The organism is Amycolatopsis sp. NPDC005961 (assembly GCF_040629235.1).
In the GTDB taxonomy this organism is placed as follows: Bacteria; Actinomycetota; Actinomycetes; order Mycobacteriales; family Pseudonocardiaceae; genus Amycolatopsis; species Amycolatopsis camponoti.
The window spans coordinates 63,969-87,605 of sequence record NZ_JBEXVF010000016.1; the positions used below are offsets into that span (position 1 = coordinate 63,969).

Annotated in this window: 26 protein-coding genes and 1 pseudogene; 17 read left to right on the forward strand and 10 right to left on the reverse strand. The window is 69.8% G+C overall.

Translation table 11 applies throughout. From position 1 onward, the window contains the following. Positions 1–16: 16 nt before the first annotated feature. On the forward strand, positions 17–697 hold the full coding sequence (locus tag ABZ342_RS17145) for a GntR family transcriptional regulator (protein ID WP_155546716.1): 681 nt from the start codon (positions 17–19) through the stop codon (positions 695–697). A gap of 75 nt (positions 698–772) precedes the next feature. On the opposite strand, the gene ABZ342_RS17150 is transcribed toward ABZ342_RS17145, so the two are convergent. Further along, the gene (locus tag ABZ342_RS17150) at positions 773–1,537 is read right to left on the reverse strand and encodes an aldolase/citrate lyase family protein (protein ID WP_360473784.1); all 765 of its coding nucleotides are present in this window, start codon (positions 1,535–1,537) and stop codon (positions 773–775) included. 165 nt (positions 1,538–1,702) lie between these two features. Then, complete coding sequence (locus ABZ342_RS17155) at positions 1,703–2,302, reverse strand: helix-turn-helix domain-containing protein (RefSeq protein ID WP_360473786.1); 600 nt, start codon at positions 2,300–2,302, stop codon at positions 1,703–1,705. A gap of 99 nt (positions 2,303–2,401) precedes the next feature. Between ABZ342_RS17155 and ABZ342_RS17160 the strand changes: the two genes are divergently transcribed. The 4 genes from ABZ342_RS17160 (at position 2,402) to ABZ342_RS17175 (ending at position 5,286) form a co-directional block, all read left to right on the forward strand. Further along, positions 2,402–2,926, forward strand: a complete 525-nt coding sequence (locus ABZ342_RS17160; protein WP_230862851.1) for a cupin domain-containing protein — start codon at positions 2,402–2,404, stop codon at positions 2,924–2,926. Next, the gene (locus ABZ342_RS17165) at positions 2,923–3,708 is read left to right on the forward strand and encodes a dienelactone hydrolase family protein (protein WP_360473788.1); all 786 of its coding nucleotides are present in this window, start codon (positions 2,923–2,925) and stop codon (positions 3,706–3,708) included. Before ABZ342_RS17160 ends, ABZ342_RS17165 begins: the two co-directional genes overlap by 4 nt. 210 nt (positions 3,709–3,918) lie before the next feature. Further along, positions 3,919–4,581: an HAD-IA family hydrolase gene (locus tag ABZ342_RS17170; RefSeq protein ID WP_230862852.1), complete on the forward strand. Its 663-nt coding sequence runs from the start codon at positions 3,919–3,921 to the stop codon at positions 4,579–4,581. Positions 4,582–4,677: 96 nt separating this feature from the next. After that, positions 4,678–5,286: an NAD(P)-binding oxidoreductase gene (locus ABZ342_RS17175; RefSeq protein ID WP_360473791.1), complete on the forward strand. Its 609-nt coding sequence runs from the start codon at positions 4,678–4,680 to the stop codon at positions 5,284–5,286. On the opposite strand, the gene ABZ342_RS17180 is transcribed toward ABZ342_RS17175, so the two are convergent. After that, positions 5,287–6,198 (reverse strand): LysR family transcriptional regulator, encoded by a 912-nt coding sequence (locus ABZ342_RS17180; protein WP_360473793.1) that lies wholly within the window; start codon positions 6,196–6,198, stop codon positions 5,287–5,289. It abuts the gene before it with no gap. Between the two features lie 54 nt (positions 6,199–6,252). On the opposite strand from ABZ342_RS17180, the gene ABZ342_RS17185 reads away from it, so the two are divergent. The 3 genes from ABZ342_RS17185 (at position 6,253) to ABZ342_RS17195 (ending at position 9,076) form a co-directional block, all read left to right on the forward strand. Continuing rightward, positions 6,253–7,032, forward strand: a complete 780-nt coding sequence (locus tag ABZ342_RS17185) for an inositol monophosphatase family protein (RefSeq protein ID WP_155546722.1) — start codon at positions 6,253–6,255, stop codon at positions 7,030–7,032. Between the two features lie 327 nt (positions 7,033–7,359). Then, positions 7,360–8,121 carry an MOSC domain-containing protein gene (locus tag ABZ342_RS17190; RefSeq protein ID WP_360473795.1) on the forward strand — a complete coding sequence of 254 codons (762 nt, stop codon included), beginning with the start codon at positions 7,360–7,362 and terminating at the stop codon, positions 8,119–8,121. Further along, complete coding sequence (locus tag ABZ342_RS17195) at positions 8,114–9,076, forward strand: PDR/VanB family oxidoreductase (RefSeq protein ID WP_360473797.1); 963 nt, start codon at positions 8,114–8,116, stop codon at positions 9,074–9,076. The genes ABZ342_RS17190 and ABZ342_RS17195 overlap by 8 nt, the downstream gene beginning before the upstream one ends. A gap of 16 nt (positions 9,077–9,092) precedes the next feature. Here the strand turns inward: ABZ342_RS17195 and ABZ342_RS17200 are convergent, their stop codons facing one another. Next, positions 9,093–9,725, reverse strand: a complete 633-nt coding sequence (locus ABZ342_RS17200) for a TetR/AcrR family transcriptional regulator (protein ID WP_155547479.1) — start codon at positions 9,723–9,725, stop codon at positions 9,093–9,095. A gap of 39 nt (positions 9,726–9,764) precedes the next feature. Here ABZ342_RS17200 and ABZ342_RS17205 point away from each other — a divergent pair, with 39 nt between their 5' ends. Then, positions 9,765–10,715: an NADP-dependent oxidoreductase gene (locus ABZ342_RS17205; RefSeq protein WP_360473799.1), complete on the forward strand. Its 951-nt coding sequence runs from the start codon at positions 9,765–9,767 to the stop codon at positions 10,713–10,715. An 80-nt stretch (positions 10,716–10,795) separates the two neighbouring features. Here the strand turns inward: ABZ342_RS17205 and ABZ342_RS17210 are convergent, their stop codons facing one another. Continuing rightward, positions 10,796–11,416 carry a DedA family protein gene (locus tag ABZ342_RS17210; protein ID WP_360473801.1) on the reverse strand — a complete coding sequence of 207 codons (621 nt, stop codon included), beginning with the start codon at positions 11,414–11,416 and terminating at the stop codon, positions 10,796–10,798. Positions 11,417–11,729: 313 nt separating this feature from the next. On the opposite strand from ABZ342_RS17210, the gene ABZ342_RS17215 reads away from it, so the two are divergent. Next, a complete protein-coding gene (locus ABZ342_RS17215; protein WP_360473803.1) occupies positions 11,730–13,430 on the forward strand; it encodes an AMP-binding protein in 1,701 nt (566 codons plus the stop codon). Positions 13,431–13,437: 7 nt separating this feature from the next. On the opposite strand, the gene ABZ342_RS17220 is transcribed toward ABZ342_RS17215, so the two are convergent. Continuing rightward, positions 13,438–14,397 carry a Dyp-type peroxidase gene (locus ABZ342_RS17220; protein ID WP_360473805.1) on the reverse strand — a complete coding sequence of 320 codons (960 nt, stop codon included), beginning with the start codon at positions 14,395–14,397 and terminating at the stop codon, positions 13,438–13,440. Positions 14,398–14,799: 402 nt separating this feature from the next. Here ABZ342_RS17220 and ABZ342_RS17225 point away from each other — a divergent pair. Beyond that, positions 14,800–14,970 (forward strand): annotated as a pseudogene (locus ABZ342_RS17225) (SAM-dependent methyltransferase); the annotation flags it as partial. 61 nt (positions 14,971–15,031) lie between these two features. Then, complete coding sequence (locus ABZ342_RS17230; protein WP_360473994.1) at positions 15,032–15,310, forward strand: hypothetical protein; 279 nt, start codon at positions 15,032–15,034, stop codon at positions 15,308–15,310. 6 nt (positions 15,311–15,316) lie between these two features. Here the strand turns inward: ABZ342_RS17230 and ABZ342_RS17235 are convergent, their stop codons facing one another. After that, complete coding sequence (locus ABZ342_RS17235) at positions 15,317–15,898, reverse strand: TetR/AcrR family transcriptional regulator (RefSeq protein WP_360473807.1); 582 nt, start codon at positions 15,896–15,898, stop codon at positions 15,317–15,319. A 106-nt stretch (positions 15,899–16,004) separates the two neighbouring features. Between ABZ342_RS17235 and ABZ342_RS17240 the strand changes: the two genes are divergently transcribed. Together ABZ342_RS17240 and ABZ342_RS17245 are read left to right on the forward strand one after the other, a co-directional pair. Beyond that, entirely contained in the window at positions 16,005–16,469 is a 465-nt protein-coding gene (locus ABZ342_RS17240; RefSeq protein ID WP_360473809.1) for a class I SAM-dependent methyltransferase, read from the forward strand. 3 nt (positions 16,470–16,472) lie between these two features. Continuing rightward, the gene (locus tag ABZ342_RS17245) at positions 16,473–17,063 is read left to right on the forward strand and encodes a DUF2218 domain-containing protein (RefSeq protein ID WP_360473811.1); all 591 of its coding nucleotides are present in this window, start codon (positions 16,473–16,475) and stop codon (positions 17,061–17,063) included. Between the two features lie 95 nt (positions 17,064–17,158). Here the strand turns inward: ABZ342_RS17245 and ABZ342_RS17250 are convergent, their stop codons facing one another. Then, complete coding sequence (locus tag ABZ342_RS17250) at positions 17,159–18,211, reverse strand: NlpC/P60 family protein (RefSeq protein WP_360473986.1); 1,053 nt, start codon at positions 18,209–18,211, stop codon at positions 17,159–17,161. 550 nt (positions 18,212–18,761) lie between these two features. On the opposite strand from ABZ342_RS17250, the gene ABZ342_RS17255 reads away from it, so the two are divergent. The 3 genes from ABZ342_RS17255 to ABZ342_RS17265 are packed head-to-tail and all read left to right on the forward strand — an operon-like array spanning position 18,762 to position 22,181. Then, positions 18,762–18,965, forward strand: a complete 204-nt coding sequence (locus tag ABZ342_RS17255; RefSeq protein ID WP_360473988.1) for a heavy-metal-associated domain-containing protein — start codon at positions 18,762–18,764, stop codon at positions 18,963–18,965. Positions 18,966–18,992: 27 nt separating this feature from the next. Continuing rightward, a complete protein-coding gene (locus tag ABZ342_RS17260; RefSeq protein ID WP_360473813.1) occupies positions 18,993–19,904 on the forward strand; it encodes a hypothetical protein in 912 nt (303 codons plus the stop codon). A gap of 18 nt (positions 19,905–19,922) precedes the next feature. Next, a complete protein-coding gene (locus ABZ342_RS17265; RefSeq protein ID WP_360473815.1) occupies positions 19,923–22,181 on the forward strand; it encodes a heavy metal translocating P-type ATPase in 2,259 nt (752 codons plus the stop codon). Between the two features lie 26 nt (positions 22,182–22,207). Here ABZ342_RS17265 and ABZ342_RS17270 read toward each other — a convergent pair whose 3' ends face one another. After that, positions 22,208–23,191 carry a M56 family metallopeptidase gene (locus tag ABZ342_RS17270; RefSeq protein ID WP_360473817.1) on the reverse strand — a complete coding sequence of 328 codons (984 nt, stop codon included), beginning with the start codon at positions 23,189–23,191 and terminating at the stop codon, positions 22,208–22,210. Beyond that, positions 23,188–23,550 carry a BlaI/MecI/CopY family transcriptional regulator gene (locus tag ABZ342_RS17275; RefSeq protein ID WP_360473819.1) on the reverse strand — a complete coding sequence of 121 codons (363 nt, stop codon included), beginning with the start codon at positions 23,548–23,550 and terminating at the stop codon, positions 23,188–23,190. Before ABZ342_RS17275 ends, ABZ342_RS17270 begins: the two co-directional genes overlap by 4 nt. Positions 23,551–23,637: the final 87 nt, after the last annotated feature.

The window sequence follows — 23,637 nt, forward strand, 5'->3', positions numbered from 1 at the left end:
CCGGTAAGGTTCGGCCATGACCGCGACGGACCCCGCAGCCGAGTTCGAACGCATCCAGGTGGGCTCACTGGTCGATGAGGCGCGGCGGCAGATCCGGCGCAACATCCTCACCGGCCACCTGCGCCCGGGAGAGCGTCTCCGGGACTCGGTGCTGGCCGAGGAGATGGGCGTGAGCCGGTCCCCGGTCCGCGAGGCCCTACGTCTGCTCGAGCAGGCGGGACTCGTCGAGAAGACGAACAACCGCTCGTACCGGATACCGGCGTTCGCACCCGAGGACGTCCACGAGCTGGCCGCGCTGCGGGCGGCCGACGAGATCCTCGCCATCCGCACCATCGTGACCAAGCGGCTGCCGCTGGACTCCCTCGCCGCCGCCATCGAAACCATGGCCGCGGCCGGGAACGATCCGACGAAGGGGCTCGCGGCGGACGCCGCCTTCCACGCCGAGGTCGTACGCCTGTCCGGCCTGCCTCGACTGGTCGAGCGCTATGAGGTGCTCATCGACCAGATCCGGCTCGTGCTGCGAGCGAACGAGATCGAGACCTGGCAGCGGACTCCCTCGATCGCGGCAGCCCACCAGCGGCTCCTCGACCTGATGCGGGCCGCCGTCGAGGGCGGCGACGTCGCCGAGCTCGTCCGCGTGTGGGAGGACCACGTCCTGCGCGGAATGGCGGCACCGCAGGTGCTCGACCCGCTCTGAGGCCGCCCGTGGCGTCGGGGGAGCGGGGGCAGGCACCTGGTCGCCCCCGCTCCTCGCCGATCTACGGCAAGATCCTCAGACCGCGCTCCGGCTTCGGATCCGCCCGATCGCCTCGATGTCGGCCGCGGCACCCGCGCCCACGTAGCCGATGTCCGTGCTGAACAGGACGAAGTCCGCCCCGTGGTCCACCATCCGCTGCGCGACCTCGGCGGTGAAGACATACGCGCCGTAGTGCTTCCCCAGCCGCTTGGCGCTGTCGCCGATCGTCTCGAAGGCGTGCCACACCTGCGGGTCGTCGATCCCCGCCGCCACATCGACACCCATGCTCAGTGCCATGTCCGACGGTCCCATGACCGCTCCGTCGATCCCTTCCACGGCGAGGATCGCGTCGATGTTCGACAGCGCGAGCGGCGTCTCGATCATCACCAGGGTGAGCACGTCGTCATTGGCCGCCGCGGGCGTGGCGTGCAGTCGTGGCGCCCCCCACGAGCGAGCACCGAGCGGCGGGAACCGAGTGTTGTCCCGCACCATCTCCGCCTGCTCCGGCGTGTTGACCATCGGCGCCACGATCCCCCGGGCGCCCAGGTCCAGGGCGCGCTGGATGCCTATGGGGTCGTTCTCCCCGATGCGCACGAACGGGGTGGTCCCGCCGAGCTCCAGCGCGTACAGCAGCGCCGGGATGCTGTCCTCGGTCACGTACGCGTGCTGCTGCTCGATGATGACCCAGTCGAACCCGGCATCGGCCATGGCGTGCGCGGTGGAGATGGCCGGAATCCCCAGCATGGCGCCGAAGGCGGGCTCGTGGTCGCGCCACCGCCGGCGGACGATGTTCTCGGTCATACGCACCTCTCGTCGATTCGCGCAGGTGGCGGGGACTCTCTGTCCGCCTCCGAGGGGACGGGTCCGTCCCCAGGCATCGACACTAAGGCCTGATCTGATTTCTGTCGACAGTATTCATTTTGTCGATGCCTGGCGAGGTCGCCGGGGAGGGTGTGTGCGACGGGGTCAGCTGCACCCGAGCGTGAGGACCTCGTCGAACGCGGCGCTTGACTCGCTGACGAGGTCGGCGGCGGTACGGGCACGACGTCGGGCCGTCTCGTAGCAGGCGAGCGCGATCTGCCCGGCGAACACGGCGATGGTCTGCGAGGTGCCGCGGCTTCGCAGCACCTCGGCGAGGTTCGACGCGAGCTGCTGGGTCTTGAGTGCTTCACGTGCGCGCAGCTCGAGGTGCTTTTCGACCAGGTCGGTGTGGTGCTGGTACGCGTCGAGGTCGTCCGTCACCTGAGCGAACAGGCGCAGGACGATCGGGCGCAGCTGTTCAATGGCCTCCCGGTGGTCGCTCGCGGCGCCGACGGTGTCGTCTGCGCCCGCCGAGGCGATCGTGTCGAGCAGCGCCTGCTCCTTGGCGAAGACGACCTCCGTCTTGTCGCCGAAGTAGCGGAAGAACGTCGTGCGGCCCACCTCGGCGCGAGCGGCGATGTCGGTCACCGACACCGCGTCGTACCCGTGCATCGCGAAGAGCTCGTCGGCGGCATCGATGATGCGCTGCCGTGCGCGCAACTGCTTGCGCTGGATGAGGGAGTCAGGCGCCTGTTCCGGTGTCACCGAACCAGCATACGCGCATCCGGATCCCAGGCTCACTTGGAACGCAGTGTGCTACGGTACTTAGTACCAACACGAACTCCGCTGCGAAGGGACACGATCGTGATCGAAGAAAAGGACACTGCCGCTGCCGTGGCGCCTCATGGGGTGCCGTTCCTGGCCGGGAGGGACACGGCCCCGGCGTACTGGGCGTTCGGTGTCCTCTGGGTCGTCTTGGCGGATTCCGAGCAGACCGGGGGAGCGTTCTCGGTGATGGAGCAGTGGATGCCGTCGGATGGCGGTCCGCCGCCGCACGTCCACCCGATCGACGAATGGTTCAACATCCTCGAAGGCTCCATCGAGTTCCGCGTCGAGGACGAGCCGCCGATGCGGGCGACGGCGGGTGACTCGGTGTGGATTCCGCGGGGAACGGTGCACAGTTTCACGACGAAGAGCGCCGCGCACGTGTTCAACGGCTACACGCCCGCCGGTTTCGAGCAGGTCATCATGGGGCTGGGCACTCCTGCGGAGCGCCGCGAACTGCCGCCGGAGGATCTCGGGTTCGAGCCTCGTGCCGCGGCGCAGTTGATGGACAACTTCTGGTCGGCGAGCGCCGACACCGGCTGGGCCAAGAAGTGGATCCAGTGAGCGAGCAGACGGTGTCGCCGGAACTGGACGCTCTGCTCGACAGCGTCGCGGCGACGGTTCCCGTCCGGACGGAGGCGGCTCGGTTCGGGACGGCGGGAACCGAGTACGAGGGTTTCTTCGCTCGTCCGGCCGGCAACCCATCGCTCGCGCGCCCTGGCGTGCTGGTGCTGCACGATTGGTTCGGCCGCAGCGACCACGTGCGGGTGCGGGCGCGGATGCTGGCCCGGCTCGGATACGTCGCTCTGGCCGGAGACGTCTACGGAGCGGCGGTGTCGGTGAAGGGCCCGGAGCAGGCGATGGCCCTGGCGTCCACCTACACCGGCGACCCGGCGTTGTTCCGGGAGCGGGTCGCCGCGAACCTCGCGGCGCTACGGGCGGACCCGCAGGTGGACGCGTCCCGAGTTGCCGTCATCGGCTACTGCTTCGGCGGAACGGGGGCGCTCGAACTCGCTCGGTCCGGCGCCGAGGTCTCGGCGATCGTGACGTTCCACGGGAACTTGGAGACCCGGGCGCCGGCGCGTCCCGGCAGCATCGTCTCGCCGATCCTCGTCCTGACCGGGGCGGACGACCCGGTCGTGCCTTCGCCCGTGCTCGCGGCCTTCGAGGAGGAGATGAGGGCGGCCGGCGCGCCGGATTGGCAGGTCGTGACGTACTCCGGTGCGATGCATGCCTTCGCCGTCCCTGGTACTGATCTGCCCGAGCACGGGGCCGCGTTCCACCCGTCGGCGAACCGCCGCTCCTGGGTTGCCATGGCGGACTTCCTCGAAGAGGCGTTCACCTAGCCGGACGTCGTCCCGGGTCGAGGTGACTGGTGGCGGCCTGGCGTGCGGACAGGTGAAGGCCTCCGGCGGTGAAGTGGACCTGTTCGGGAACCGCTTCACCGATTGGAGGCCTTCATGTCCCCACCCTGACCCACGCACCCGGTTGCCACTCGCGTGCCTGATCTTTCACGTAACCTCTTCGCATACCGCGACAGAACAGGATCCGTAGCTGTGACCCACCCGTTCAGCGTCAACGCCGACGGCTTCCTGTTCGACATGGACGGAACGTTGGTCGACTCGACCACCGTGGTCGAAGCCGTCTGGACGCGGTTCGCCGGCCGGCACGGACTCGACGCGGAGACCGTCATCCGCTTTTCCCATGGGCGTCCCTCGATGGACAGCCTCGCCGAGTTCCTGCGCGGCCACAGCATCGAAGCGCGTGAAGCCATCGCCGCGGACCTCGCCCGGCAAGAACTCGATGACACCGACGGCATCGTCGAGATCGTCGGCGCCGGTGCCCTCATCACGGCGCTCCAGCAGGTGCGAGCACCGGTGGCCGTCGTGACCAGCGCGCCACGGGACCTCGCCCTGCTCAGGCTGAAGGCAGCCGCCGTTCCGGTACCGGACGTGCTCGTCTCCGCCGACGACATCGCGCGCGGAAAGCCTGATCCCGAAGGCTTTCTCAAAGCAGCCGACCTCCTGGGCGTCTCGGTCGCCCAGTGTGTTGCGTTCGAGGATTCCGAGGCCGGCGTGCTCGCCGCATGCGCGTCGGGCGCCACGACGATCGTGGTCGGCACGCACACCTCCGCGGCCACAACGGGTCTTGTCCGCATCCCGCACTATGCCGACATCGCTCTCACCACCGATGGCGACCAGTTTTTCCTGCATGCCTGACAGCCGCTGGGCCGCGACGCCGATTGCATGACGGTAAATAAACCCTTAACTGACATGCACTTGCTGTTAAATCGCGGGCTCCGTAATGTTTCTGGCATGAACCTCACCGTCCTCGCCGCGTCCGGCCGAACCGGACTCGCCATCACTCGAGAAGCCTTGCAGCGTGGCCACACCGTCACGGCGATCGCGCGAGACCCCGCGCGCATCGCCCTTCCCGAATCACCCGAGCTGCGCAAGGTCGCGGGTGATGTGACCGATCCCGGCAGCATCGCCGCCGTCGTCGGCGCGGATTCCGTCGTCCTTTCCGGACTGGGGACGGAACAAGCGGGAATCCTCCGCGCCGGCGCCAAAGCGCTCGTCGCCGCCGGACCGCGGCGCATCGTCTGGCTCGGCGCCTACGGCACGGGCAAGTCCGCGGAGGTGGCCGGGGAAGGGGCCGCGGTGCTCGGAAAGCTGCTGGGCGACCGGCTGCCGGACAAGATCGACGCCGACAACACCATTCTGGCCGCCGGGGGAACGGTCTTCCACGCCGGCCTCCTCGACGAAGGTCCGGAGAGCGCCCACCGGCGCACGGTCGGGCTGGACGCCGCGCCGCCCTTCGACCTCACCGCGAAAGTCAGCCGGGAAACCGTCGCGGCCGCGATGCTCGACGAAGCCGAGACGCCGCGTTTTCCCGGCGCGGTCGCGTTGCCGCTGGCCGGCTAGTCAAGCCGCGACGGCCTCCTCGATGGCTTCCTCGATGGCCGCGCGCACCTGGTCGCGAAGCCAGGAGTGCGCGGGATCCGAACTGTAGCGCTGATGCCAGTTGCAGATGATCGCCGCGGGTTCGGACTCGACCGGGAGCGGCCGCGTGATCAGGCCGAACGCCTCGACGAGCGGACGGCTGAGGATCGCTGTGCTCGTGACCAGTACATCGCTGCTGCTCGCGATCTGCAGCGCCACGGCGAGGGTGGCGACCGCGGCCACCACCCTGCGGTCGAGGCCTTCGGCCGCGAGCAGATCGTCGATCGGTGCCCTGAGACGACCGCGCCGGGAGACCAGCACGTGCGGTTGTTCCGCGTACGCCCGGAAGTCGAGGCCGTCGGCGCAGGGATGCCCCGGTCGCATCGCCACGACGAGCGGGTCGTGCCCGAGCGCCGCGGACTCTATCTCGGGCGATTCCGGCCGGCCACCGCCGAGTTCCATGTCGACGCGGCCCTGCCGGAGGTCGTCGGTGTCGGCCGAATTCTCCGCCAGCACACGCAATTGCACGCCGGGGGCCTGCTTTTGCACCCGTCCGACCAGGGCCGGGACCAGTAACGCGGCCAGCGTGTCGTGGCACTGGATCGTGAAGGTGCGTTCCAGGGTGGCGAGGTTCGGCTTGCGGGCCGGCAGGAGCACCTCGTGGGCCATCCTGACCAGGCCGTGAACGTCCTCCCGGATCGCCGTCGCATACGGGGTCGGCACCATCGCGTGCCCGGCACGCACCAGGATGTCGTCCCCGGTCACCTTGCGCAGCCTGCCGAGCGTACGGCTCACCGCCGGCGATGAGAGGTGCAGCCGCTCGGCCGCGCCCATCACGCTGCCCTCCTCGAGCAGCGCGTCGAGCACCGTGAGCATATTCAGATCTACCTGCATGACAGTAAATAGTAATGGAAAACCAATGCGTCCAACGCAACTGAAGGAGTACCCATGACCACCGAACTGCTTCCCGCCGCCACTGCCGCTGTCCGTCGCGCGGGCGAACGGCTGCTGACGCGCTACTCCACCGAGACACGTCAGTCCGGTCGCGCCGAACTCCTCGCGGCCGCCTACGACAACGACGCCGCGGTGGTCGACGTGCTGCGGCCGGCGCTGGCCGAGATCCGCCCGCAGGCGAGCTGGCTGAACGACGAGCACGGCTTCGGTCCCTTGGACGAGGGCGAGTGGTGGCTCATCGACCCGGTCGGCGGCAATGTCAACACGGTGCACGGAATGACCGACTGGAACGTCGGGGTGAGCCTCGTTCGCGATGGACGCCCCGTGCTGTCGGTGCTCTACGTTCCTTTGCTGGATCAGATGTTCACGGCCACGGAGGGTGGGGGGACGTTTCTCAACGGCGTACGGCTGCGGGTTTCCGACAAGAAGTCGCTGGACGGCGCCCTGGCCGGCACCGGGCAGTCGAAGCCGAACCAGGACCCCGAGATCGCGGAGCGGATGGGGGCCTCGTTCACCGCGATGATGAAGTCGACCATCTACGTCCGGATCTCGGTGCCGGCGACCCACCAGCTCGCCCAGGTCGCCGCGGGCCGGATGGATCTGCACTGGAACTTCGAGAACGTCCGCTCGCAGGTCGCCGGTGTGCTGTTGGTGCAGGAGGCCGGCGGTGTCGTCACCGACTTCGACGGCAAGCCGTGGACCCTCACCAGCACCGGCTACCTCGCGGCTGCCCCGGGCGTGCACGCCGCGGCGTTGGAGGTCCTCACCGCCTGACCGCAGGGCGCTGAGTGCGAGCCTGCTGCACAAACCCAGGGTGTCCGGTGCCTCGGCAGCCGCTGCCGAGGCACCGGAGGCCCAGCGTGACGGCCAGGGCCGACGACGATCTCTGCGGATCCGGCCCGGGACACGCAGGCCAGCACGCTCCCCTTCGGTTCGACCGTTTCGGTGCGAAGACCGCGCGGATTCCGGAAAAGTGAATCGTGGGTTGCCGAGAGTGCACTTGTCGTCCACTCCGGATGTCCTTAGCCTCGGCCCTGACGCGATCGCCAGTAGCATCGAGACAGCGGGGTGGGCGCCTCCATGGTGAAGGAACGAGGCTCGGTGAAGGCGCTGTTCTGCTATCCGGTGAAAGGGCTCAGTGCGCAGCCGCTGGGCCGTGTCGAACTCCGGCCCGGCGCGGGAATTCCGAACGACCGGATGTTCGCCTTCGCCCGTCCGGACGGCAGGTATCGGCCAGGAACTCGTGACGGACTGCCGAAGCAGGAGTTCTTCGCCCTGGTCTCGGACTGTCGCCTGGCCGGACTCGACACGCATCTCGACCCGGAGACCGATGTCCTCACCGCACGAGTCGCGGGGCACGAGGTGCTGAAGACCGACTTGACCACTGAGGACGGTCGCGACACCGCGGTGCGTTTCTTCACCCGCGTCCTCGATATGCCTTCGGGTGCCGCGCCGTTGTTCGCGCGGGAAGCAGGTAGGCGTTTCACCGACGCTGCCGCGGCTGGGGACGGACCGATGAACTGGCTCTCGTTGGTCAACCTGGCCTCGGTCCGTGACCTGGAGCTCCGTACCGGCACCGTGGTCGATCCGATGCGCTTCCGGGCCAACATTCTCGTCGACGGCCTACGCGCGTGGTCCGAGCTGGACCTGACCGGCCGGAAGTTCGAGCTGGGGGACGTGCGCGTGAGGGCCGTGCACCGGACCAAGCGCTGTGCCGCGACCGAAGTCGATCCCGTGACCGGTCGTCGCGACTTGCCGGTGGTGTCCATGATCGACAGGACGTATGGGCATCGGCTCATGGGAATATACCTGGAAGTTCTCAGCGCCGGTGTCCTGGAGAAGGGCGACGAGATCGTTGTCTGAACTGCGGCTGAGGGTAACGGAGACCACCGACCTCACACCCACCGTCCGTCGTTTCGCCCTGCAGGACCCCGAGGGGCTCACGCTACCGCCGTATGAGCCGGGCGCGCACATCGTGGTGACCACCCCGGCCGGTCACAGGCGCAGTTACAGCCTGGTCGATCCAGGTGGTGCCCGGCCGCGAGAGTATGTCGTGTGCGTGCGCCGCGACGGCGGCGGCCGAGGCGGTTCGGTGAGTATGCACGATGACGTGGCCGTGGACACCGATCTCGTGGTATCCATGCCGGCCAACAGGTTTCCGCTCCGACCTTCTCCCCGGTACCTGTTCGTCGCCGGAGGCATCGGCATCACGCCGCTGCGGGCGATGGTGCGCCGATTGCGGGCCGAGGGCAAGACCGGTGTGCGGCTTCTCTATCTGACGCGGTGCGCTGAGGAAACGGCGTTCCTCGAGGAGTTCGACGGCCCGGAGGACACTGTGCACCACAGTGACGACGGTGGCCTTCTCGACTTGTGGCCGTACTTTGCCGTTCCGGACGACGATGTGCGCATCTACTGCTGCGGGCCCGCGCCACTCATGCGGACCGTGCAGGCGCTGACGGCACATTGGCGGATGAGCCGGATCCACATGGAGGAGTTCGCGGCCCCGCACAGCGGGATTTCCGTGCCCTTCACGGCGGTCTGGGCTCCCGACGGCCGCCGGGTGGACGTTCCCGCGCACCTGTCGCTACTCGCCGCCCTGCGCCGGGCCGGCGTTCCGGTCACCTCGTCTTGTGAGGCCGGCGTTTGCGGCACCTGCCGCCTCGAGGTCCTCGAAGGTGAGGTCGACCACTGCGACTCCGTGTTGACCGAACGAGAGAAGCTCTCAAGCATGCTGGCCTGTGTGTCGCGCGCCAAGTCCACCGAGATCGCAGTTGCGCCGCATCTGGTGGTGTCTCAGTATTCTTCTGCCGATGACTGAAGTCTGCGGCGTGCGGTCAGCGTCTGGAGAGGGGTAGCCGGGCGGCCGGTGGAAGTGGCGTCGGGACGGGGTCGGCCTGGAACGACTGCATCATCAGGGCCGTGAGGCGGCGTGATGCTGCCACCCGCATTTGGGGTGTCTCGGCTCGGATGCCTTCGTTGGCCATCAACGCCAGGGCGATGTCCTCCAGCACGAAATCCGCACGCAGGCGGCCTGCTTCCTTCGCGCGCCGGACCAGTTCGAGCAGCTGACGCAGCGTGCGGTCGCGATTCGCGGCGGATTCGAGCGCGTTGGGAAGCTGCGAGGTGAACGCACGGGCGAAGCCCCGGTCGAGGGCGTGCAATTCCATGAGCTTCTCGATCACCGACCGGAACCCGCTCCACGGGTCGCCCGCCTCCAGGCCTTCGTCCACGATCGCCGAGCAGGTGGCCATCTGCTCGGCGAAGGCCTCGGTCAGCAGCGCTTCCTTGGTGGGGAAGTGCCGGTAGACCGTCGCGGCGCCGACCTCGGCGCGCCGAGCGATCTCTCGGATCGGCACGTCCAGGCCGTCGGCGGCGAAGGCGGCGCGGGCGACCACAAGGATGCGCTCGCGGTTGTCGCGAGCGTCCGAACGGAGGTGCGCTCTCACTTGGGTCGTCACCGCTCTCATATTAGCTAAACGGACGGGGTGCTTCGTTACGGTCGTCGTATGAGAGCAGTCCAGTTCACTGAGTACGGCCCGCCCGGCGTTGTCCACGTCGCCGAGGTGGCGGCGCCGCACGCCGGTCCGGGCGAGATCCGCGTCGCTGTGCGGGTCTCCGGAGTCGCGCCCGGGGAAGTCCGCATCCGCTCCGGGGCGCTGCGCGAGGTGGTGCCGGTGACCTTCCCCTTCCGGACCGGGTTCGACGCCGCAGGTGTGGTGGACGAGGTCGGCGCCGGCGTCACCGGGGTGGGCGTCGGCGACGAGGTGTTCGGCATGGCCACCACAGCCATGCGCGGCGCCAACGCGGACTTCGCGATCCTGGCCGCTTGGGCACCCAAACCGGCCGCGTGGAGCTGGGAGGAAGCGGGCGGCGCGGCCGGCGGCGTCGAGACGGCCACCCGGGTGCTCGACCGGCTCGCGGTCAGGGCCGGGCACACCGTGCTCATCCAGGGCGCGGCCGGCGCGGTGGGCACGATCGCCGTCCAGCTCGCGGTCGGCCGCGGCGCCACCGTCATCGGCACCGCCAGCGAGCACAACCACGACACCCTGCGTGCTCTCGGTGCGGAGCCGACGACATACGGGGCGGGCCTGGCCGAACGAGTACGCGTGCTGGCCCCCGCTGGGGTGGATGCGGTGTTCGACTGCGCCGGAGGGTCGTTGCCGGACCTCATCGCCATCGCCGGTGACCCGGGGCGTGTGGTGACGATCGCCGACCTCACCGCGGCGGCCCACGGCGTGCACCTCTCGCACGGAGCCCCGTCTGACGACACGGGCGCGGCGGTGGGAGCCGGCGCCGACCCGCTCGCGGTGCACGGCCTCGCGATCGCGGTCACGCTCGCCGGCGAGGGCCGGCTGCGGGTGCCGGTCGCCGCGGCGTTCCCGCTCGCCGAGGCCGCGGCCGCGCACGAACTGAGCGAAAGCCGCCATGCCCCCGGAAAGATTGTCCTGGTGAGCTGATCGGACGCGTGTCGACTCAGGCGAAGAACTCCTGTTTCGACAGTCGCGAACGCAATCCCTTGCCCATGGCGTCGTCGCCGTCAGTCGACGACGGTTTCCGTCGTGACGGCGCTTCGGCGACGTCGGATGTAGCGGACGGCTTCGATCGCACCGGTCACCACGAACGCGAGCCCGACACCGACGGCGATCCCGAGCAGGGTGTTCTCCTGGAACACCACGCCACCGAGGTAGCCGGTGAGCGCGGTGTACGCACTCCACGTGGCGGTGGCGAATCCGACGAACAACGCGTACTTGCCCAGCGGGTAGCCGACGATGCCGGTGGACAAGGTGGCCAGGTAGCGGCCGACCGGGATGAACCGCGTGGTCACGAGGATGAAGCCGCCGCGTGCCTCGAGTTCGCGAGCGAACCAGTCGTGCGCCGCGCGTCGTTTCGTCCCGGGTGGCAGCCGCCGGAGCACCCGCACCCCGAGCAGTCGTCCGACCACGTAAGGGATGAGGTCGCCGAGGAAGGCGCCCAAGGCCGTGGCGGCGATGACGAGCACGATGTCGGTCTGCCCGCCGGCGGCGTAGACACCGGCGACGATCACGACGGCCTCGCTGGGAATCAGCGGGAGGAAGGAGTCCAAGCAGGACACCGCGATGAGCACGGCGTACAGCCATGGGGAGGTGATGAGCGATTCGGCCAGCTCCAGCCAGTCCATCACGGGCTGCCGCTCTTCGTTCCGAGGTGCAGATGGATTGTCACGAGGAATCCCTTCCGGAGCGGTCGTCGGTACGTCATCGAAGTGCGGACCGCGTAACACCCGCTGCCGCGACGTTAAAGAACGGTTCAAGCATCGGCAATGACAAGTTTGTCAACATGTGTTTGAGCCACAGGCAATCGGCAGTGCGCGCCGGGACAAGCCGGTTATCACGAGCGAAAGAACTCCGTACCAACGTTGCACTGGTGTGAATCGGCTGCGGTTCCTACTGTCGACCCGGCACCCGCATCCCGCTCACCGAGGAGGAGACATCGTGAACGCGACTGGCGCGTACCGGCAGAGCAGGGACCAGCTGCTGCACCTGCGTGGCGAGCACGACCGCGCGGTAGCCGAGTTCCGATGGCCGGAACTCGGTCCGCGGTTCAACTGGGCAGTGGACTGGTTCGACGTCATCGCGGCCGGCAACGACCATCCGGCTCTCGTCGTCGTGGAGGAGGACGGGTCCGCGACCGAACGAACCTTCGCCGAGATGTCCCGTGCCTCCGATCGCCTGTCGTCGTGGCTGGCGGCCCGAGGTATCCACAAGGGACACTCGGTGCTGCTGATGCTCGGCAACCAGGTCGAGCTGTGGGAAGCGATGCTGGCCATCATGAAGCTGGGAGCGGTGATCGTGCCGACCACGACGGCGGTGGGGCCGGCCGACATCGATGACCGGATCGCCCGCGGCGACGTCCGGCACGTGATCTGCAACGCCGCGGACACGGGCAAGTTCGACCAGGTGCCCGGCGACTACACACGGATCAGCGTCGGTGCGGCCGAGGGCTGGTCCGACCTGCGGGCGGCCGCGCACCTGCAGCACGCCCCCGTCCCGCACCCGGGCACCACGCCGGACGATCCGTTGCTGTTGTACTTCACCTCCGGTACGACGTCGCGACCCAAGCTGGTCGAACACACGCAGGTTTCCTACCCGGTCGGTCATCTGTCCACGATGTACTTCCTGGGCCTGCGGCCCGGCGACGTGCACCTGAACATCTCGTCACCAGGATGGGCCAAGCACGCGTGGTCCTGCTTCTTCGCGCCGTGGATCGCCGAAGCGACCGTCGTCGTCTACAACTACCGCCGCTTCGACGCCACGGCGTTGCTGGATCAGTTGCGTCGCCGGAAGGTCAGCTCGTTCTGTGCTCCACCGACTGTCTGGCGCATGCTGATCAATGCCGAGCTCGACGAGCGCCCGGAGGCGCTGCGTGAGACGGTCGCCGCCGGGGAGCCGCTCAACCCCGAAGTGATCGACCAGGTCCGTCGCGCATGGGGCCTGACCGTACGCGACGGATTCGGCCAGACCGAGACCACCGCCCAGGTCGGCAACACGCCGGGGAGCGCGGTCCGGCTCGGCTCGATGGGGCGGCCGCTGCCGGGAATTCCCGTCGTCCTCGTCGACCCGGTGACCGGTCGCCTGGTCACCGAATCGGGCGAAGGAGAACTGTGCCTCGATCTCTCGGCACGGCCGCTACCGCTCATGACCGGCTACCGGGATGACGCCGAACGCAACGCCGAAGCGATGCGCGGTGGCTACTACCACACGGGCGACGTGGCGAGGCGCGACACCGACGGCTACATCACTTACGTCGGCCGCACCGACGACGTGTTCAAAGCGAGTGATTACAAGATCAGCCCGTTCGAACTCGAGTCGACGCTGATCGAGCATCCGGCGGTCGCCGAGGCCGCGGTGGTTCCGGCACCGGATCCTGTCCGGCTGGCGGTGCCCAAGGCGTACGTCGCGCTGGCACCCGGCCACGAGCCGACGAAGGAGACGGCGTTGTCGATACTGCGGTACGCCCGGGAGCACCTCGCCCCCTACCAGCGCGTACGGCGACTCGAGTTCTACGACCTGCCCAAGACGATCTCCGGCAAGATCCGGCGCGTCGAGCTCCGGGCACGCGAGGAAGACCTGGCGGACAACCCGCAAGCGAGCGCCGAATGGCGGGACGACCAGTTCCCGGGTCTCAAGAGCTGAACCCACGTCACGCCGATGTGCGGGCCCTGCTGGAACCGGTGCTCGCTGCAGCCTCGGTCGTGGTGGGTGCCGGCGGGTTCTCGAGGAAGTCCTCGGTGGGCACGAAGAACAGGCCGCCGGTGACCGCCGTGGAGAAGTCGAGGATCCGGTCGTGGGTTCCCGGCGGGGAGCCGAGGAACATGTTCCGCAGCATCTGCTCGATGATGCCGGGATGGCTGGTGTAGCCGATGAAGTAGGTGCCGAACTCCCGGGTGCCGATCGTGCCGAACGGCATGTTGTCCCGCACGATCTGAAGCTGGGTGCCGTCCTCGTCGGTGATCGTGTTCAACGCGACGTGCGAGTTCGGCGGCTTGGCCGCGTCGGGCAGTTCGATGTCGCTGAGCTTGTGCCTGCCGATCGCCCGTTCCTGCTCTTCGACCGGTAGCGCCGCCCAGGTGTCGAGGTCGTGCAGGTACTTCTGCACGACGACGTAGCTGCTCCCGGCGAAGTCCGGGTCCTCGTCGCCGACCTGCACCGCGGCCACGGCGGCTGCGCCGGACGGGCTCTCCGTGCCGTCGACGAAACCGAGCAGGTCCCGTTCGTCGAAGTACCGGAAGCCGTGCACTTCGTCGGCGACGTCGGCGCGGCCGTCGAGTGCGGTCATGAGCTGGGCGGCCAGCTCGAAACACAGATCGAGGCGCGTCGCACGCAGGTGGAACAGCAGATCGCCGGGTGTCGACACCGCCTTGTGCGTGGCGCCGGCCAGTTCCCGGAACGGATGGAGCTCCGCCGGGCGCGCCGAGTCGTACAGCCGGTCCCACAGCTTCGCGCCGATCCCGACGACACAGCTCAGGTCGCCCTCGGGGGCGCGGAACCCGACGGCGCGCGTCAGGCCCGCGACGTCGGTGAGCATGTCGCGCACGTCGTCTTCGGCGCCCGCCCGTACGGTGACCACCAAGAAGATCGCCGCCACGGCCGGCGGCGCCACTACTCGTTGCGGTTGCGCTCGCCGTCCCACCCGCATCACCCTGTCACCTTCTCCGTGGATTCCCACGCTCCGGGTCAGCCTGGCACGCCGACCGGTGCTGCGCACGTGGTCATCCATCCACAAGGGCGGGTTCTGGCGCCACCGACAGCGGACGTGGTGCCGGCCGACAACGGCCGGTCACGGTTCAGGAGTGCGGCCTCCGGGCGACAGCCGAGTCGGCAACACCGAGCGAGGCCGTCGCGCGGTGATCGCCCGCGGTGCAGACTCGGCACCACGAGCCGGGGCGGTATCGCGAACCCGCGGTGCCGCCTCGGTCATACGTGCACGTGCCGCGCGCTGATCGTCGCCTGGAAATGCGGGCATTCCGCGATGTCTTCGTGGTCGCACCCGAGCGCGCGGTCGATGAGGTCCAGCGACGCGCTTCCCGGCGCGGGCGAGCTGCGCGCCCACAGCTACGACCTGCTGCGAGTTTCCCCCGGTCAAACGGTCGTCGATGTCGGCTGCGGTTCCGGTCGCGCGGTGGCCGAGCTCACGGGCCGGGGCGTACACGCGATCGGCGTCGACCCGGATCCGCGGATGCTCGCCGCCGCGCGCGAACGGTGGCCGGACCTCGGCTTCCAGAAAGGTTCCGCAGGTGATCGCCGGAACCGTGCCCAGCCCGCGAGCCGCACGCGGCTACCGCGCGCTGCTGCTGGACGCGGGCTTCGACGACGTCGCCGTCGAAGTCCGAACCGCGGTCTTCACCGACCGCTTGGTGCTGGCGATGGTGAGCGGGTTCGCCGCGGCGGCCTGTGAGGCCGGAGCCGTCGGACGTGACCGGGCGGACGCCTGGCTGGCCGAGCAGGCTCGGCGTGCCGAGGCGGACCGCCTGTTCGTGGCCGTGCCGCTGTTCATCGCCGCCGGAGCCGGCTGACCGGGGTCAGGCCGGGTGTCGCAGGCCGTCCAGGGTGAGGGCGGCCAAGCGGTGGGCCGCGGCGAGAGAAGGCAGCGTGCCGGCCGCGGTCAGGGCGTGGAGGCAGTAGGTCGCCAGCTCGTCGGCGGCCACGTCGTTCCGGATGGCGCCGTCCTCGGCCGCCTCCGCGAGCAGTTCACGGAACAGGGCGTGCAGGTGCTGCTCCGCGTGGGCGACGTGGTCGCCGCGGTGGAGAAGCGTCACCAGCTCGGTGCCGTGGTGGTGCTGGGCGCGTTCGTGGTGGATCACCGCATACGCGTCCAGCACCTTCTCGAGCCGTTCGCCCGCGGTGCCGCCTTGGTCGCGGATCTCCGTGAGCTGGGCTAGGTGGGCGCGGATCCGGCGCTCGTGCCACGCGGCCAGGATCGCCTCGACGTCGGGGAAGTACTTGTACAGCGTCGCCCGGCCGATGCCGGTCTTCGCCGCGATCTGCGCCATCTTCACCCCGGTCAGGCCGTGCTCGGCCACGAGTTCCGCGGTCGCGTCCAAGGTCGCCTCACGCACCGCCTCCCGGTGCGCCTCGATCGTCTCGTTCCACAGCTTCGGCACGCGCTGAGCATACACAACGACGTGCACGATACGTTCTGCATTGACAGCGACACTCTGTCTCGATAAAACTGGGCGGCGTTCACCTCCGGAAGGAAGGCTCATCCCGATGACCGCTGCGCCACACCGCCGCCCGGGCGGCCCCGATGACCTCTATCGCACCCCGCCGCCGTGGGACATCGGCCGGCCCCAGGCGGCGTTCCGCGCTCTCGCCGACGCGGGCGCGATCCAGGGGCGAGTCCTCGACGCCGGGTGCGGGACCGGGGAACACGTGCTGATGTGCGCCGCGCTCGGCCTGGACTCCACCGGCATCGACCTGGCGGCCGCGGCCTTGCGGCGCGCCGAGGACAAAGCACGCGAACGGGGCCGCACGGCCAGGTTCCTCCGCCGGGACGCCCGCGAACTGGCCGAGCTGGGCGAGTCGTTCGACACGGTCCTCGACTGCGGCCTGTTCCACATCATCGACGCCTTCGCCGACGGGTGGCACGTCGACTCGATCGAACCCGCCACCATCGAAATCACGCCCACCCCCGACGGCATCCGCGCCTGGTTCGCCGCCGCGACGAGGATCTGAACGATGCCGGTCGCCGAAGCGCGGATCGTCACCCCGCGCGCCGAACGGTTCCTCACGCAGCTGTGCCGCCACGCCGAGGCCATGGGCGGAAAGGCGCGGCACTTGCACGGCGGAGAAGGGCAGGCGCGTCCCGAAGTCGTGCGGGTCGAACGTGGGGAGAACACGGGGAAGATCACGTTCAGCTGGGGCGAGTGCACTCTCCGATCCACTTCGGACACTTTGGCCGTGCACGTCGAGGCCGAGGACGCGGACAACCTGGCCGGGCTTCAGCGCATCCTCACCGCCGACCTGGAGAGGTTCGGCCGGCGTGACGGTCTCGAGGTGAGCTGGCAAGGCCAGGCAGGTCAAGTCGGCGTCGTCCGCCGGTCTCGCGCTACGACCATCGCGCTCATCGCGGCCGTGGCCCTGGCCGTCGCCGCGCACGTGGCCTTAGGCGGGGCCGCCTTGGCGGCTTGGCGCTGGACGAGCGTGGTCGCCGACATCGTCCTCGGGCTGGTGATCCTGAAGATCGTCGTCGTGGCCGTGTTCGCCCGGCTCCGGCTGCACGGCACCGGGCCGGCCGCGCTCACCTCCCGGCGAGCACACCGCCGGTAGAAGACCGGCGGATCATCCGCACCGGCGTGCTCCGGCGTGGGCCGGGGCGGCATCGCGAGTGCGCGATGCCGCCCCGGCAGTGGTGTTCGCCGAACCTACGCGGTCGGCCGGGTCGCTCCGGCGTACTGGCTCTGCAGCGGCGAGATCTTCACGACGTCGCCGCTGGTCGGGGCGTGCACCATCTTGCCGCCGCCGATGTACATGCCGATGTGCGACACGGGCGAGTAGTAGGCCACGAGATCGCCGGGCTGCAGCTGGTCGCGGGGGACGGGGGTGCCGTACTGCGCCTGCGCCGCGGAGTTGCGCGGCAACGTGATCCCGGCCTTCTTGTACGCCCAGAGCAGGAGGCCGGAGCAGTCGAACGAGTCCGGCCCGGTGGCGCCCCAGACGTAAGGGCTGCCCAGCCTGCTCAACGCCGCGTCGACCGCGGTCTGAGCTGCGGCCGTCGGGGCCTTGACGTTCGGTGCCGCACCGCCGGTGTCGCGCTGGGCGGCCTTGTCGGCGGCGCTCAGGTTCTTGTCGGCCGCTTTGACCTGGTCGATCTGCTCGTTGAGGGTTTTCTGCTTGGCCTTGATGTCCTCGGTCAGCTTGGCGGCCGCGTCGCGAGCGTCCTGGGCTCGTTTCGCGGCGTCCGATGCGTTGTCGGTGGCGGCGGTCGCCTGACGCACGGCGCCGGTGAGGTTGTTCATCGCGGCGTTCTTGTCCGTGGCCAGCACTTCGAGCGCCGAGGACCGGTCGAGGAAGTCCTGTGTGGACGTGCCGGAAAGGAGTGCCGACAGCTTGTTCAGCTGGACGCCGCTGGTGAACGACGCACCGGCGAACTTGTCGACCTCGGTCTGGTACTTCTTCCGGTCCTCGGTGGCCTTGGCACCTTGGTCCTTCGCCGCGGTGACATCGGAGTTGGCCTGGTCGAGCTCGCTTTGCTTGGTTGTCAAGTCGCTCTGCGCCTTGAGCAGATCCTCGTTGAGCTTCTCGGCCTGTGCCGCGAGTTCGCGGTACTTCGCCAGAGCGTCCGAAGAACTGGGCGGGGCTTGGGGTGCGGGGACAGGGGCGGCGGTGGCCGAAGGCTGGGCGACGGTGACCACGAGGATCACCGAGGTCGCCGCGAGGATGGCTGAAACCACCCGCCGGATGGGCTGCGACTGCACGGTCGCGCGGGTCTCCTTCACTCGTCGTCCGCCGGCGGGAACCACGGACGAAGAGGTCGGGGGGTCTCTGTTCGTCGTTCCACCGCGCCGGCCGATTCGGACAGCGCGAGCCGCATCAGGTGTTGCCCGCGGTGTGGTTCCGGTTCCCGGCTTCCCGACAAAGCCGTTCCGGCGGTGATCCCGCGTCGCCGTCCGGTCGACGGCAGCGGCCGCGAGATCTCGGCCAGGCTACGAAAAGATTTCGGCGGTGTCCACCTTCTGACTCGAGAAATTCGTTACAGGCAGCCAAGTCACGCTCTGCTATGGCGATTAGTACTGTCTGCTATAGTGCATAGTAGACCCGTTTGCCGCCCCTGGTCGCGTATCGGCCGTCGCTGTCGGGCGGACCCGGCGGTGAGAACTTTCCCGCTCGGCTGGTGCCTCGTTCTCGGCGACCTCGTCGCCCCGGCGACCTTCAATCGACTGACCCCGCTGGCCGGGCTCGGCGTGGATGAGAGTCGGCTCACTTGAAACCCATACCCCCTAGGGGTACCTTGAAGGCATGAAACCCATGACCACCGGCTACACCGTCACCGGCATGACCTGCTCGCACTGCGTGGCTTCGGTCAGCGAAGAGGTCGGCGCGATCGAGGGCGTCACCGACGTCGCCGTCGACCTGCCCACCGGGGCCGTCACCGTCACCAGCGACCGGCCGCTCGACGACGCGCGGGTCCGCGCCGCCGTCGAAGAGGCCGGCTACACGCTCGCCGGGTAGGCCCGGCCATCACGCGAGGGGACAGACATGAACACCACAGCACGGCTCGCCGGTTTCGGTGGAGCGCTCGTCCTGCTGGCGGCCGGAGGATTCGCCGTGGGGAACGCGGCGGGCCCGGTCTCCGCGGCGACCAATGAAAACACCGGCCACGGCGACATGGGCAGCGAGCACGCGGGGATGACCGCTCCGGTGGCGGACCTGCCAGGTGGGCTGGCGTCGAGCAAGGACGGCTACACCTTCGCGGTGGCCGACGCGACTCCGGAGCCGGGTCGCTTCTCGTTCACGATCACGGGGCCGGACGGCAAGCCGGTGACGGGGTTCGACGTCGAACACGAGAAGAAGCTGCACCTGATCGTGGTGCGCCGGGACACCGCGGGCTTCCAGCACGTCCACCCGGAAATGGCGCCGGACGGCACGTGGAGCGTCCCGCTGACCCTGCCGGCGGCGGGTTCCTACCGCGCGTTCGCCGACTTCACCCCGGCGGGCGGCAAAGCGATGACCTTGGGGACCGACCTTTCCGTCGCGGGCGACTACCGGCCGGCGACCTACGCGACCAGCCGCACGGCCCAGGTCGACGGCTACACCGTCGAGCTGGCCGGGGACCTCACCGCCGGCAAGACGTCCCCGCTGACGCTGACCGTCAGCCGCGGCGGCGCCCCGGTCACCGACCTGCAGCCCTACCTCGGCGCCTACGGGCACCTGGTCGCGCTGCGCGAAGGCGACCTCGCCTACCTGCACGTCCATCCCGATGGCGCCCCCGGTGACGGGAAGACGGCCGCCGGACCCGAGGTGAAGTTCGCCGCCGAGGTGCCCAGCGCCGGGACCTACCGGCTGTTCCTCGACTTCCGCCACGGCGACGTCGTCCGCACCGCCGAGTTCACCCTCACGACCGCCGGGAGCCCCGCCGCGCCGACACCCTCCGACGGCCACGGCCACTGACCGCGAAAGGAGCCGATCATGACCAGCACCGGTACCCCGGTCACCGAGATCGAACTCGCGATCGGCGGCATGACCTGCGCGTCCTGCGCCAACCGCATCGAGCGCAAGCTCAACAAGCTCGACGGCGTCAGCGCCTCGGTGAACTACGCGACGGAGAAGGCACGCGTGCACGCTCCCGAAGGCGTCGACCCGGCCGCGCTCGTCGCCCAGGTCGAAGCCGCCGGCTACCACGCGACGCTGCCCCAGCCGGAACAGCCCGGACCGGAAGCCGAGGAGGACGACCCGACGCGGCCGCTGCGGCAGCGCCTGATCACCAGCGCGGTCCTCGCCGTGCCGGTGATCCTGCTGGCCATGGTGCCCGCGCTGCAGTTCACCTACTGGCAGTGGATTTCGCTGACCCTGGCCGCGCCGGTGGTCACCTGGGGCGCGTGGCCGTTCCACCGCGCGGCGTGGACGAACCTGCGCCACGGCGCGGCCACCATGGACACCCTGGTGTCGATGGGCGTGCTCGCGGCGTCCGCGTGGTCCCTGTGGGCGCTGCTGTTCGGCACCGCCGGCACGCCGGGCATGGTGCACCCCTTCGAGCTGACGGTCGCGCCGTCGGACGGCGCCGGCAACATCTACCTCGAGGTCGCCGCCGGCGTCACGACCTTCATCCTGGCCGGCCGCTACTTCGAGGCGCGGTCCAAGCGCCGCGCCGGGGCCGCCCTGCGCGCCCTGCTGGAACTGGGTGCGAAGGAAGTCGCCGTGCTGCGCGGCGGCGCCGAAGTCCGCATCCCGACCGCGGAACTGGTGGTGGGGGACCGGTTCGTCGTCCGGCCCGGCGAGAAGATCGCCACCGACGGCGTGATCGAGGAAGGCAAGTCCGCCGTCGACGCCTCGATGCTCACCGGCGAGTCCGTACCCGTCGAGGTCGGCGAAGGCGACACCGTGACCGGCGCGACCGTCAACGCCGGCGGGCGGCTCGTCGTGCGGGCCACCCGGGTCGGCGCCGACACCCAGCTGGCGCAGATGGCCAAGCTGGTCGAAGACGCCCAGAGTGGCAAGGCCGACGTGCAGCGCCTGGCCGACCGCGTGTCCGGCGTGTTCGTCCCGATCGTGATCGGCCTGGCCGCCGCCACCCTCGGCTTCTGGCTCGGCACCGACGTCGGCGCGGCGGCCGCGTTCACCGCCGCCGTCGCCGTGCTGATCATCGCCTGCCCCTGCGCGCTCGGCCTGGCCACGCCGACGGCGCTGCTCGTGGGCACCGGCCGCGGCGCCCAGCTCGGCGTGCTGATCAAGGGCCCGGAGGTGCTGGAGTCCACCCGCCGGGTCGACACCGTGGTGCTCGACAAGACCGGTACGGTGACGGCCGGCCGGATGACCTTGACCGGTGTCCACGGTGCCGAAGGCGTCGACGAGGGCGAGCTGCTGCGGCTGGCCGGTGCCCTGGAAGACGCGTCCGAGCACCCGATCGCCTCGGCGATCGCTCGCGGCGCCCGGGAGCGGGTCGGAGACCTGCCCACGGTCGAGGACTTCACGAACGTCGAAGGACTTGGCGTGCGGGGGGTGGTCGACGGCCACGCGGTTCTCGTGGGCCGCACGGCCCTGCTGGCGGACTGGAGCCAGCCACTGCCGGACGACCTCGCCGCCGCCAAGGCCGCGGCGGAGCAGCGCGGGCACACCGCGGTCGCGGTGGCTTGGGACGGCGCCGCCCGTGGCGTCCTGCTGGTCGCCGACACCGTCAAGCCCACGTCGGCCGAAGCCGTCGCCCAGCTGCGCGAACTGGGCCTGACCCTGGTGCTGCTCACCGGGGACAACGCGGCCGTCGCCCGCGCGGCGGCCGCGGAGGTCGGCATCGACGAGGTGATCGCCGAGGTACTGCCGGCGGACAAGCTCGACGTCGTCAAGCGGCTGCAGGACGAAGGCAAGGTCGTCGCGATGGTCGGCGACGGCGTCAACGACGCGCCGGCGCTCGCCCAGGCCGACCTCGGGCTGGCCATGGGCACCGGCACGGACGTCGCGATCGAGGCGAGCGACATCACCCTGGTGCGCGGCGACCTGCGCGCGGTGGCCGACGCGATCCGGCTGTCCCGGCGCACGCTGCGCACGATCAAGGGCAACCTGTTCTGGGCGTTCGCGTACAACCTGGCGGCGCTGCCCCTGGCCGCGGCCGGGCTGCTGAACCCGATGATCGCGGGCGCGGCCATGGCGTTCAGCTCGGTCTTCGTGGTCGGCAACAGCCTGCGGCTGCGCGGCTTCACGTCCCGGTCGACGACCCAGCCGAACCGAGCCTGACAGCGGTGTTCACCGCGCGGCGTCTCTCACGTCGCGCGGTGAACACTGTGGACGGACGTTCGCCGGTCTCTCACCGGCAGGCGAGGAAACCGGTGACCAGCACCAGCGCCACCGCGATCAGGTGCGGCGCGAGGAACGCGGCGAAGCCACCCGAGATCGCCTTCGGCGCGGTCATCGGCCCGCGGTGACGACGAGCGGGTGTCGAGACGGCTCAGCCGGATCGCCGTGTCACCGCCCGCCATCGCGAGGGCGCGGCGCGGGCCGTCCACCGCCTTGATCGTCAGGAGCGCGGAACGGAGCGGTTCGCGTCCGCACTGCGCGGCCGCCGCCTGGTCGGCGGCCAGCTCCACCAGGAGCCGCGTTGCGCCGGGCAGTGCGCGCATCAACGGCACGAACCGCAAGGTGCGGCCGAGTACCTCCGCCCAGCCGGTGAGCAGGTGATGGTGCCCGTGGACGTGGGCACGTTCGTGGGCCAGCACCGCCCGCAGTTCGCCCTCGGTCAGCCGCGTCGCGAGGCCGTCGCTGGCGACCACCAGCGCCCGGCGGCCGCCGAGGCTGTACGCGATCGGCTGCGCTTCCGGCAGCCACAGGATGGGCAACGGCCTGGCGTCGCGGGTGCCGGCCAGGCGCAGCGCGGTCAGATGACGCCGATGCAGCACGTGCCGCCGTCGCCGTCGCCGCAGCGAAGCCAGCGCCAGCCGGCCGAGCGCGACGGCCAGGACGATCCCCGAGATCGTGCCCGCGAGCGGGTCGAGCCCGGGGACGTCGTCGTGGTTCAGCGCCGACCAGCAGTCGTGGAGCACCCCGATGACCGCGTCCGCGGGGCCATGCCCCGGAAGGACGAGCAGCAGCACCCCGGCGACCGTCCCGGCGACCACGCCGGCGGCGGTCAGCAGCCACCAGGCGATCGCCGTCCCGGGATCGACCCTCGCGGCCAGCCTGCTCAACAGCGCCGGAGACCACCAGCCGACGGCGGTGGTTCCGAGCAGCAGGGCCGCCGCGAGAATCACCGCTTTTTCGGTTTCCGGCGCAGCGCCCGGCGGAGGACGTCCGACTCTTCCTCGGAGACGGTGCTGACGAAGTGCAGCAGCACGGACTCGCGGTCGTCGACGGAGTCGAGCACCTCGCGCAGGCTCTGCGCGGTGGCTTCCGCCCGGGTCGTGACGGCGCGGTAGTGGTAGGCGCGGTTCTCCAGGTCGCGGACGACCCAGCCCTTCCGGTGCAGGTTGTCCAGGACGGTCATCACCGTGGTGTAGGCCAGGTCCCGGTGCTGGTTGAGGTCGTCGAGCACCTGGCGGACCCGCAGGGGTTCCGCCGCGTTCCAGAGCACGTCCATCACCGACGCTTCGAGCTCGCCCAGACCCAGCATGGCACCTCCGCGGGCCAGGATACTTCGTGCCCGTGAGACCGCCGATCGGTGATCAGCTCGCCGGGGACGGTCGCCGGAGGAGGACGA